Genomic DNA, 10,652 nt, shown 5'->3' on the forward strand with positions numbered 1-10,652 from the left:
GAGCAATCAGAGCATCCGGATACTTACGAGCTCCCGCCCGCAAACATACTTACACGTCAGCGACGGACTGGATACTTATAAAAAGAAGAAAGGATGGGGGGATTGAGCCGATGGTTTCGTCAACGCAGTTTTGGCACACCACCCGGCAGGGTCTCACGCTCAACCACACCCGCCCGCAGGCTGCGCCCGATCCGATGCGCCAGCGCCGACCACGCGGCGGCCTTGCCCGGCTCCAACTCGCGCCGCAACGTCGCGTCAAACAGATCAAGCCAGGTTGAAAACATCCCCGGCTTGACGTTCCCGGCCTTTATATGGGCGGCCATCGGGCTGCCGTCATAGCTGCGTTCGTGCAGGATGGAATTGGCCCAGAAATCTGCCACCTTGGCCTCATGCGCGGGCCAATCGGTGACATGCACCGCGAAGACCGGCCCAAGACCGGGGTGTTCGCGAATGGTGGCATAGAATGCGGCCACGACCCGCTCGATCTCGGGGCGGGTGATGTCGAACCGGGGGGGCAGGGCGTTTGTCATGGGACATGAGATGCGCCACCACGGACGCGGAATCAAGGGCAAAGCCGGTCTTGGCGTCCCCCCCTCTGGACGCTGCGCCAACTGGGGCGTATAACGCGCCCCATGATGGCCTATTTTGCAATCATCATTCGAATTACGTGCCCGGCGCTCTGAGTGATACGAGCCGCCGGGACAATGGCGTATGAGCCTTCGCGCCGCCCCTCCCCCCAAGACGAAACTCAAGTGACAAAGGACGTCACCGATGTGCGCTGACACGCCCGAGTACAAAGACACCCTGAACCTGCCGCAAACCGCATTCCCGATGCGCGCGGGCCTTCCCAAACGCGAACCCGAATGGCTGGAGCGTTGGGAAAAGATCGGCATCTACGACCGCCTGCGCGAGAAGGCAGCCCGCGCCCGGACGGGCGCAGATGAAACCGCTCGAAAGCCCTTCACCCTGCACGATGGCCCCCCCTATGCCAACGGCCACCTGCATATCGGTCACGCGCTCAACAAGATCCTCAAGGATATGGTTGTGCGCTCCCAACAGATGATGGGCCGCGACGCGCGCTATATCCCCGGCTGGGATTGCCACGGCCTTCCCATCGAATGGAAGATCGAAGAGGATTACCGCAAGAAGGGCAAGAACAAGGACGAGGTCGATATCGTCGATTTCCGGCAGGAATGCCGCAAGTTCGCCGATGGCTGGATCGACGTGCAGCGCGATGAATTCAAGCGCCTCGGCGTGACCGGCAAATGGGAAAAGCCCTACCTGACGATGGATTTCCGCGCCGAGCGGATCATCGCGGAGGAGTTCCAGAAATTCCTGATGAACGGCACGCTTTACCAAGGCTCCAAGCCGGTGATGTGGTCGCCCATCGAGAAAACCGCGCTGGCCGAGGCCGAGGTAGAGTATCACGACAAGGAAAGTTTCACCATCTGGGTGAAGTTCCCGGTGACCACCGAAGGTGATCTGCAAGGGGCCAACGTCGTCATCTGGACCACCACCCCCTGGACCATCCCGTCAAACAAGGCGGTCGTCTTCGGCGATAGCTTTGCCTATGGCCTCTACGAAGTCACCGACACGCCCGAGGAATGCTGGGCCAAGCCCGGCGACCGTTTCCTTTTGGCCGACAAGCTGGCCGGTGACGTCATGGCCAAGGCCCGCCTGGAAGACGGCATGTGGAAACGTGTCCGCGACGTCAGTGCCGATGAACTTGCCGGCCTCACCCTCGCTCACCCCCTCGCCGGGGCCGAAGGCGCAAACGGCGAATGGGACGACCCCCGCGATTTCCGCGCCGCCGATTTCGTCACCGACGAGGAAGGCACCGGTTTCGTGCACTGCGCCCCCTCCCACGGGATGGAGGAGTTCGAGCTTTACCGCGATCTGGGCATGTTGGAACAGGTCATCACCTACAACGTGATGGACGATGGCGGTTTCCGCGCCGATCTGCCCTTCTTTGGCGGCACGTACATCCTTGACCGCAAGGGGAAAGAGGGCAACGCCAACAAGGCGATCATCGACAAGCTCGCCTCCGTCGGCGGGCTGCTGGCGCGTGGCAAGATCAAGCACAGCTATCCGCATAGCTGGCGGTCGAAAGCGCCGGTCATCTACCGCAACACCCCGCAATGGTTCGCCGCCATCGACCGCGAGGTTGGCGATGGGCAGGACCAATACGGCAAGACGATCCGCGACCGCGCCCTGACCTCCATCGACAAACTGGTCACTTGGACACCCAAGACCGGGCGCAACCGCCTCTATTCGATGATCGAAGCGCGGCCCGATTGGGTTTTGTCGCGGCAACGCGCCTGGGGTGTGCCGCTGACCTGTTTTGTCAAGAAAGGGGCCATGCCCACCGACCCCGATTACCTTCTGCGCGACGAGGCGGTGAATGCCCGTATCTTGGCGGCCTTCGAGGATGAGGGCGCCGACGCATGGTACAAACCCGGCGCGAAAGAGCGATTCCTTGGCAATGACCATGACGCCGATCAGTGGGAAAAGGTCGATGACATCCTCGATGTCTGGTTCGATTCCGGCTCCACCCATGCTTTCGTTCTGCGCGATCGCGAGGATGGCAGCGACGATGGTATCGCCGATCTTTACCTCGAAGGCACCGACCAGCACCGGGGTTGGTTCCACTCCTCGATGTTGCAGGCTTGTGGGACCATCGGCCATGCGCCCTATCGCGGGGTGCTGACCCATGGCTTCACGCTCGATGAAAAGGGCAACAAGATGTCCAAGTCCTTGGGCAACACCGTCGCGCCCGAGGATGTGACCAAGCAATATGGCGCGGATATCCTGCGGCTCTGGGTGGGGCAGGCGGATTATACCGCCGATCTGCGCATCGGGCCGGAGATCCTCAAAGGCGTCGCCGACAGCTATCGCCGCTTGCGCAACACCATGCGGTTCATGCTGGGGGCTTTGGCGCATTTCGAGGAAAGCGACCGGATGGACCCGGCGGATATGCCGGAACTGGAACGCTGGGTGCTGCACCGTCTGGCCGAGTTGGACCACGTGGTGCGCACCGGCTATGACGCCTATGATTTCCAGGGCGTGTTCCAGCAGCTTTTCAACTTCGCCACGGTTGAGCTCTCGGCGTTCTACTTCGATATCCGCAAGGATGCGCTTTATTGCGATGGCGATACCGCCCGTCGCCGTGCCGCGCGCACGGTTCTGGATATCCTGTTCCACCGCCTGACCACATGGCTTGCGCCGGTGCTGGTCTTCACGATGGAGGAGGTCTGGCTTGAACGCTTCCCGGGCGAGGAAAGTTCGGTCCACCTGACCGATATTCCCGAAACCCCTGCCGATTGGCTGGATGAGCCGCTTGCGGCGAAATGGGCCATGGTGCGCCGCGCCCGCCGCGTGGTGACCGCCGCATTGGAGGTGCAGCGCACCGACAAGGTGATCGGCGCTTCGCTTGAAGCCGCGCCGGTGGTGCATGTCCGCGAGGGCGAGATGCTGGAGGCGCTGAAATCGGTCAATTTCGAGGATATCTGCATCACCTCGGATATCGTGTTGACGGGCGATCCCAGCCCGGCAGAGGCCTACCGCCTGCCCGAGGTCGAGGGCGTGACCGTGGTCTTCGAACGCGCCACGGGCGAGAAATGCCAGCGGTGCTGGAAAATCCTGCCGGATGTGGGCACGCACCAACACCCCGGCACCTGCAAGCGCTGCAACGACGCGCTTGGGTAATTAGAGCGGCCCGGCCTTTTGGTCGGGCCGTTTTGGTTTTTTGGGGGGCGCACACCGGCTGGTCGCCTGCGACACAACATTCATTACCGTCTTGCCCGGGCTTGCCCCGGGCCGCGCCCGACCCTCCCCCCGGGAGGGCGCATGGATTCAGTTGCGCTCCGAACCACGGATTTGAGTGTGACTGCGTCACGCCCAGAATGGCAGTTGCAAAGCCCTCCCAGGGTCGGGCGCGGCCCTCATCCCGATCAATCCGTCGTCCTTAGCGGCGATCTTTGCACCAACCAGATCACCAGCAAAGGCACCCCTACCGTGATCACCGTCACCACGATCAACAGCACACCAAGCTGCGAATAATCCGCTGGCACCGTCACGGCCCCGGTCTCGGGGTCGGTCACCTCGCGGGTGATGACGAAAATCTGGTTCAGGTACTTGGTGGTCAGGCTGCTGGCCGAAAGCGCCAGGTTGGTGAACGAGGCCATCACCGCGAAAAACGTGGCCTTCAGGTCATTCGGCGCATTCCGCGCGATCCATGCCAGCATCGGGATCATCGCCACTTGACCCAGCGGCGATTCAACCGCCGTGTCCAGTATCGCGATGAACCGGGCATCCACCACGCCGCCCGTCAGGGGGGCGGTCACATCCTGTATCCCGTAATAGAGCCCGATATTCGGCAGGGTCAAAACACCCCCCGCGATCGTCAGCATGACGATGATCCAGACGATGGGTTTCGAGGCCATCAGCGGCCGCAGCACCACCATCCCCACCAGCGTCAGCACCGAGGTGATCAGCGACAGCACCGATAGGAATTGCTGGTCAAAGCCCAGAACGTCGATGTTGAACCACGTGCTCCCGTCGCCGGGGCGCGGCACGGCGCGGAACATGAAGATGATCACCGCCGTACCGATCAGGGTGCGCGCCTGCGCCGGGCTCAGCACCGCGATCAACTGCCGCATCAGCAACAGCACGATCGCCATCGAGCCGACAAAAACGATCTCCTGCCCATAGGGCACACCGCCCAGACCCACCGCCATGGTCAGCGCCACGAAGGCCCCGCCGCCGATGAAATACCACGGGTTGGGGGTGGTCTTTTCGTCCGGGCGCTCGAACAGGGCATCGGCCTCCTCGGGCGACAGGCCCTTGTTCACAAGGTCATGCCGCGCCCGCCATTTCTGTATCCCGGCCAGCACCACGCCTGAAACCGACACCAGCGGGATCGCCAAGGCGGCAAGGTAGATATTGGCATAGACCTGCCGCTTGGCCCCGGCGGCCAGCTCCTCGATCCCGGAAAACATGGTGATGTTGAGAACCGCCACCGCCACCGTCCCGCCGATCAGGGCAAACCGGCCCAGCGTCTGCATGGTGGTATGCAGCGCGCGCGAGGTTTCCTCGGGGATCGGATCGCCCTGCGCATCCACCTGCGGCACCGCTTCCACCGACATGGCATCGGCCACGGCATCCTGAAGGACAAGGCCACAAGGCGCCATCAGGAAGCTCGTGATGTACCACGCGCTGATCGGCATCACCGCTTCCATCATCTCGGTCCGGGTCAACACCAGGTACATGATGAAAACGCTCAGCCCGATCAACCCGGCCCCGAGGTAAACCAACAGCCACTTCCACCGCCAGACGATATCGACAAGATGGCCAAGGGGCATCTTGAGCGCCCAGGGCAGGCCCGCCCAAAACGCCAGCCCGGCCAGGAAGGCCGCCGACAGATCAAGGTATTCCTTGACGAAAAACGTCCCCACGATCCCGGTCAGCCCGGAAAACCCGGCGGCGAAATAAACCATCAAGGGCGGCAGGAAAGTCCAGCGCATCTGCCGCGCCAGATCAAAGACCACGGCATCAATCCATGCCATCGGCCCTTTGCGTTGCGAGTCCGTTGTCATCCGCTCCCCGTTGCAGATTTGATTTCAGGTAATCTAGGCGGGGAACGCCGCAACGCCAAATCACAGAATCTCCAGCACCTTTTCAGGTGGCCGCCCGATCCGCGCCTGCCCATTGGCAAAGACCACCGGGCGTTCGATCAGCTTGGGGTTCGCGGCCATGGCCGCGATCAGGGTTTCGTCGTCGTCCGATTTGCTCAGGCCCAGTTCCTTGAACGCCGCCTCGCCGGTGCGCATCATCTCGATCGCCCGCAGGTTCAGCGTATCGCGCGTCAGGCGCAGTTCCCCGGCACTGGGCGCATCGTCGAGGTAACGGCGCACCTGCACCTGCGCACCACGCTCTTCCAACAGGGCCAGGGCCTGCCGCGATTTGCTGCATCGCGGGTTATGCCAAATGGTGATCATGTCCAATCTCCCCGTCCCGTGCCCACGGCCTCGGCCACGTTCCCGAAACCGTCACGCTCCAACAGGTTATCCAACCCCCAGGCGATGCGCGGCACAAGCGACAGCCCCTCGTACACCAGCGCCGAATAAAGCTGTACCGCGCTGGCCCCGGCGCGGATTTTCTCATAGGCCTGCTCGGGCGATCCAACGCCGCCCACCCCGATCAACGGCACCTCGCCGCCGGTCAGCTCCGAAAGCTTTGCCAGAACCCGCGTGGATTTTTCAAAAAGCGGTGCACCGGAAAGCCCCCCGGCCTCGGCCTTGTGCGGCCCGTGCACCCCCTCGCGGTCCAGCGTGGTATTGGTGGCGATGATGGCGGCCACACCCGCCTCCTGTGCCACGCCCGCCACTTCGGCCAATTCCCCGTCACTCAAATCGGGGGCGATTTTCAAGAACACCGGGATCTGGCGGTCCAACCCGTCCCGCGCCGCCATCACACCGGCCAGCAATTGGCGCAGCGCCTCGGCCCCCTGCAAATCGCGCAGCTTCTCGGTATTGGGGCTGGAAACATTGACGGTGGCGAAATCAAGGTGCCGCCCGCAATGCGACAGCACCCGCGCGAAATCCTCGGCGCGGTCGGCGCTGTCCTTGTTGGCCCCAAGGTTGAGGCCCAGAACCATGTCGCGCGGGCGGTTGGCCAATCGGCCCGCCGCCGCCTCCATCCCTTCGTTGTTGAAACCGAAACGGTTGATCACCGCGCGATCCTCGGTCAGGCGGAACAAGCGCGGCTTGGGGTTGCCCGGCTGCGCGCGCGGTGTCACGGCACCCACCTCGACAAAGCCGAACCCGGCGCGCGACAGCGGCGACAGCGCCACGGCGTTCTTGTCGAACCCTGCCGCCAATCCCACCGGATTGGCCAGATGCAGGCCCGCCACCTCGCACCGCAGGCGCGGCGATGTCACCAGGCCCGGCAAGGGCACGACGCCCGCGCGCAGGCCCAACAGCGCCGCGTTATGCGCGCGTTCGGGGTCCATCCCGCGCAAGGCGCGCAGGCCCATTTGTTCAAACAGGCTCATTCCATCCCCGCCGGAAATTGGTGCTGCCCCTCCGACAGCGGCAAGGGCTGTGCCCATGCCACGTCTTCAAGCCGCAACTCTCGATATAGGTGCGGAAACTCGGCCCCGCCGCGCGAGACCTCCCATTTCAACGCCTCGCCCAGACGGTCCACCTCGACCGCGACCAGCATCAGGTCATCCTGACCGACGAAATGCTTGGCCGCCGTTTCCGGCGCCTGCCGGGCGGTCGAGAAATGGATATAGCCGTCGGCAAGGTCCACCGGGGCGCCTTGGCTGACCTTCTCGGCGCGCAAGGCGTGCCACTCATCAGCCCGGAAAATCTTGTAAATCAGCATGGCCCGGTCATGCCTCGCCCATGCGCGCCGGTCAAGCGCCTTGATCGTTGACGCGGCGGTTGAAGCGGTCACTCTGTCGTGGTGCGCAAGTGCAAAGGTGCCCCATGTGCGGACGTTTCGCCATAACCACCGCGTCGGATGCCATGGCGCGTCGATCCAAAGGTCAATTCCAACCGCGCCGAGGGGCCCGAGCTGATCGCGCCGATCAAGAAGGGGTAATTGCCGCTGTGCCGGTCAGAGGGGCAGTCGGCGGCGGCTGCGCCTCCGGTCGGTGCAACTGCAAGAGGCCTTTCTACCGGGCGACGGCGATCAGGTTCACGATGTCACCGTACCGTTCGAACGCGTGTTGCGTTGTGTACCCGTAGCTGGCGAGATGCGCCTCGGTCTTGTCACGATCACATTGCGCGGCTTCGACGAGAATGACAGGTTTGCAGCGTTCTATGGTTTCGTGCAATCCACGCAAGACCGCCATCTCGTGTCGTTCCGCGTCCACCTTCAGCAATGTGACGTCTTCGTCCTTGAGAAGATCGTCCCCGCGTTCCATCTTCACGGTCTGTGTCGCACCTTCGCCTTCTCCCTGGCCGAGTATGGCCAGCGTCCCGTGGTTGCCCTCCGCGATGAACCGCATTTCGGCCTCGCCCGGCGCCTCGGAAAGCGCGACTTTCCTGACCGTCACGCGGTCGCTCAGGTCGTTAAGCGCGATGTTGAAGCACAGGCGCGGATGCGCGAAATCCCCCGGTTCGAAGGCTATCACCTTGTCCGCTTCCATCAGGGTTGCAAAGAATATCGCATGATTGCCGATATTCGCCCCGACATCGACGCATGTTCCCTTTGGGCTCACGATCTTCGAAAGGGCGTTGAGCTCTTCGCGCTCGAAGAAGCGGCAGTTGAAAATGTCCTTGCCGATCAGATCGTAACGGTTCTCGATGTAAAACCGAAGCTCGTGACCAGACTCATGCCAGCGGACGATACTGCCGTCGATCTCCACCTGCGGCGTATCGGGAAGCTTGCGTAGGTCATACCCCGCGCGCTTCAGTAGGGCCTTGATCGCATTTTTCATCAAAAGGTACGATCCGTTGTTGTTGCCTTTCGATAGAACCACAGGTTAGCGGTTGATGAAATGATTTTCAAAAACTGTCGCCCCAGATTCCCGTGCAACGCGATCAATGCGCCCGAAACTGGTTTGCGCGGTCCGGTGCGTCATGCTTCGGCGTCGCGCGACCGGGGCCTAAACATTTGGTTGCGTATGTTTTGTACAGGGCCGCGCTGACGGCACCTGATTTTTGTACAGAACGGCGGGGTAGAACGTACAACTTGTACACAAATCCCGGCAAAATCGGCAATTTGATCAAATTATATTTCGGGGGTGGTCTTTCGGGGCGTTTGCGGCAACTGTGGCGGCGACTAACCTCTTGTTTCAAAGGGATTTGCCGCCATGTCCGCAGATCGTCCCATCCGTGTTGCCCTCAATGGTTTTGGCCGCATTGGCCGGACCATCCTGCGTATCCTTCTGCGCGATGCCCCGGATATCGAACTGGTTCTCATCAACGAGATCGAACCGCTTTCAACCTGTGCCTATCTCTTTGAATTCGATAGTGTTTTTGGCCCTTGGCCGGGTCAAGTCGAGGCCGAAGTCGGGGCGTTGCTGGTCGACGGTCACCGCATCCCCTTCCACTCCGAACCTGACCTGCGCGCCCTCGATCTCACCGGAATCGACCTCGTCCTGGAATGCACCGGCATGGGCGGTGCCCGCACAATCGCCGAACGCGGTCTCGAAGCCGGGGCAGGGGCGGTTCTGGTGTCAGGCCCGTCGGCCGAGGCGGATGTCACGCTTGTCATGGGGGCGAATGAAAAAGATATTTCAGATCAACGGATTATCTCGAATGCGTCCTGCACCACCAATGCGCTTGCGCCGCTTGTGCGGCTGCTGGACGATGCCTTTGGCGTGATCAGCGGGCAGATGACAACGGTGCATTGCTACACCGGCAGCCAACCCACCGTCGACAAACCGCGCCAAGCCCCCGAACGCAGCCGCGCCGCCGCCTTGTCGATGGTGCCGACCACCACCTCGGCCCAACATCAGACCGGCCTCGTCCTGCCGCATATGCAAGGCCGGATCGAGGCCCGCGCCATTCGGGTGCCCACGGCCAGTGTGTCCTGCATCGACCTGACGGTGCAAACCCGCAAGGAGGTGGCGAAAAATGACGTGAATTCAATGCTTAAGGCGGCAGCCGGGGCCTCGCATATCATCGGTTGGACGGAAAAACCCTTGGTCAGTGCCGACCTGCGCGGGCGGCCCGAATCCATTGTGCTCAGCGGTCCGGAAACCTCGGTCTCCACGGGTGGGTTGCTAAGGGTTTTTGGCTGGTACGATAACGAATGGGGGTTTTCCTGCCGGATGCTCGACATGGCACGGCTTATCGCGCGCCGATAGCGCAAGCCATTGGTATCTAAGCGTTTTGGATAAGGTGAGAGGCTGGACAACGACCCAAGCGGGGCTCGTTACGGCTGCTTCCTTCCGGACCTGACCGGGTTGGCGAGGCGCTTGCCCGCGCCAACCTCTCAAGCCCTCAGATAGTCGGCAGCGCGCGGATTCGCAAGGGGGCGTTACAATTCCATGCGAAACCGGGCAAACCCCTCGGGCGTATCTCCCAAGTCGGTCAACCCAAGTGCTGCTATGTCCTGTGGATGCCCGCGCAGGCCCGGCCCGGTGTCAAAGACCACACTGGTACCGGGCATCGGGCGGAAGGACCAGACAGGGGGTGCCTCAAACCCCATGCCCGCCGCGCGAAGCTGCTGTTTCACGGCGTCTATCACCGGAGTTTGACTTTGAAAAATCGCGTGTGCGGTTTCCGCCTTGGCATATGGGGCACCGCCGAAAACCCGGAAGTTGTTCGTGGCCACGATAAAATCCTGTTTAAGGTCAATAGGTTGCCCTTGATGGCGTAGATTGATGATACGCCGCGAATGGGTTTGCACAGCGGTGCCATCACTGCTGTATCGGCTGGGCACCGACAGGTCGATTTCATAGGTTAGCCCCTCGATAACATCGAAATGATGCCCCGGAAAATCATGATTGACCAAAGGCTGATCGGGCTGACCCGGTACAATCCGGTTGAAATAGGCCGCCGCACGCTCCAGCCAATCGCGCAGTTGCGCCCCCGACAGGATTAATGCGCAAAGCGTGTTGGGGAAGGCATAGATATCCGCGACATGCCGTGTCGTGAGTGGCCCGGCGGGAATATCGGTGAAAAACGCCGGCCCGG

At 62.0% G+C, this 10,652-nt stretch carries 9 protein-coding genes and 1 other RNA gene; 2 read left to right on the forward strand and 8 right to left on the reverse strand.

The annotated features are described in order from the left end of the window. Nucleotides 1-119: 119 nt before the first annotated feature. On the reverse strand, nucleotides 120-530 hold the full coding sequence (locus RBB32_RS20930; RefSeq protein WP_306155655.1) for a group III truncated hemoglobin: 411 nt from the start codon (nucleotides 528-530) through the stop codon (nucleotides 120-122). A gap of 241 nt (nucleotides 531-771) precedes the next feature. On the opposite strand from RBB32_RS20930, the gene ileS reads away from it, so the two are divergent. Then, nucleotides 772-3,705 (forward strand): isoleucine--tRNA ligase, encoded by a 2,934-nt coding sequence (gene ileS, locus RBB32_RS20935; RefSeq protein ID WP_306155657.1) that lies wholly within the window; start codon nucleotides 772-774, stop codon nucleotides 3,703-3,705. A 245-nt stretch (nucleotides 3,706-3,950) separates the two neighbouring features. Here ileS and RBB32_RS20940 read toward each other — a convergent pair whose 3' ends face one another. The 5 genes from RBB32_RS20940 to RBB32_RS20960 all read right to left on the reverse strand — a co-directional run bounded on the left by RBB32_RS20940 (nucleotide 3,951) and on the right by RBB32_RS20960 (nucleotide 8,446). Then, nucleotides 3,951-5,564 carry a hypothetical protein gene (locus RBB32_RS20940; protein ID WP_306155658.1) on the reverse strand — a complete coding sequence of 538 codons (1,614 nt, stop codon included), beginning with the start codon at nucleotides 5,562-5,564 and terminating at the stop codon, nucleotides 3,951-3,953. A 90-nt stretch (nucleotides 5,565-5,654) separates the two neighbouring features. Continuing rightward, a complete protein-coding gene (gene arsC / locus RBB32_RS20945; RefSeq protein ID WP_306155660.1) occupies nucleotides 5,655-5,996 on the reverse strand; it encodes an arsenate reductase (glutaredoxin) in 342 nt (113 codons plus the stop codon). Continuing rightward, on the reverse strand, nucleotides 5,993-7,051 hold the full coding sequence (locus RBB32_RS20950) for a quinone-dependent dihydroorotate dehydrogenase (protein WP_306155661.1): 1,059 nt from the start codon (nucleotides 7,049-7,051) through the stop codon (nucleotides 5,993-5,995). Before RBB32_RS20950 ends, arsC begins: the two co-directional genes overlap by 4 nt. Then, complete coding sequence (locus tag RBB32_RS20955; protein WP_306155668.1) at nucleotides 7,048-7,386, reverse strand: DUF952 domain-containing protein; 339 nt, start codon at nucleotides 7,384-7,386, stop codon at nucleotides 7,048-7,050. Before RBB32_RS20955 ends, RBB32_RS20950 begins: the two co-directional genes overlap by 4 nt. A gap of 292 nt (nucleotides 7,387-7,678) precedes the next feature. Continuing rightward, entirely contained in the window at nucleotides 7,679-8,446 is a 768-nt protein-coding gene (locus RBB32_RS20960; RefSeq protein WP_306155663.1) for an FkbM family methyltransferase, read from the reverse strand. A gap of 375 nt (nucleotides 8,447-8,821) precedes the next feature. Here RBB32_RS20960 and RBB32_RS20965 point away from each other — a divergent pair, with 375 nt between their 5' ends. Further along, entirely contained in the window at nucleotides 8,822-9,820 is a 999-nt protein-coding gene (locus RBB32_RS20965; protein WP_306155665.1) for a type I glyceraldehyde-3-phosphate dehydrogenase, read from the forward strand. 32 nt (nucleotides 9,821-9,852) lie between these two features. On the opposite strand, the gene ffs is transcribed toward RBB32_RS20965, so the two are convergent. After that, an RNA gene (ffs, locus tag RBB32_RS20970) (signal recognition particle sRNA small type) lies at nucleotides 9,853-9,951 on the reverse strand. Nucleotides 9,952-9,993: 42 nt separating this feature from the next. Further along, nucleotides 9,994-10,652: 5'-nucleotidase C-terminal domain-containing protein (locus RBB32_RS20975; protein WP_306155667.1), on the reverse strand; the 659-nt coding region annotated here is incomplete at its 5' end.

Source organism: Roseovarius sp. MMSF_3281 (genome assembly GCF_030733685.1).
Lineage (GTDB): Bacteria > Pseudomonadota > Alphaproteobacteria > Rhodobacterales > Rhodobacteraceae > Roseovarius.

Excerpts from the sequence above, each read along its gene's own strand:
- RBB32_RS20930 (WP_306155655.1), bottom strand. The coding sequence starts at position 530 with ATGACAAACGCCCTGCCCCCCCGGTTCGACATCACCCGCCCCGAGATC.
- ileS (WP_306155657.1), top strand. The coding sequence starts at position 772 with ATGTGCGCTGACACGCCCGAGTACAAAGACACCCTGAACCTGCCGCAA.
- RBB32_RS20940 (WP_306155658.1), bottom strand. The coding sequence starts at position 5,564 with ATGGCATGGATTGATGCCGTGGTCTTTGATCTGGCGCGGCAGATGCGC.
- arsC (WP_306155660.1), bottom strand. The coding sequence starts at position 5,996 with ATGATCACCATTTGGCATAACCCGCGATGCAGCAAATCGCGGCAGGCC.
- RBB32_RS20950 (WP_306155661.1), bottom strand. The coding sequence starts at position 7,051 with ATGAGCCTGTTTGAACAAATGGGCCTGCGCGCCTTGCGCGGGATGGAC.
- RBB32_RS20955 (WP_306155668.1), bottom strand. The coding sequence starts at position 7,386 with ATGCTGATTTACAAGATTTTCCGGGCTGATGAGTGGCACGCCTTGCGC.
- RBB32_RS20960 (WP_306155663.1), bottom strand. The coding sequence starts at position 8,446 with ATGAAAAATGCGATCAAGGCCCTACTGAAGCGCGCGGGGTATGACCTA.
- RBB32_RS20965 (WP_306155665.1), top strand. The coding sequence starts at position 8,822 with ATGTCCGCAGATCGTCCCATCCGTGTTGCCCTCAATGGTTTTGGCCGC.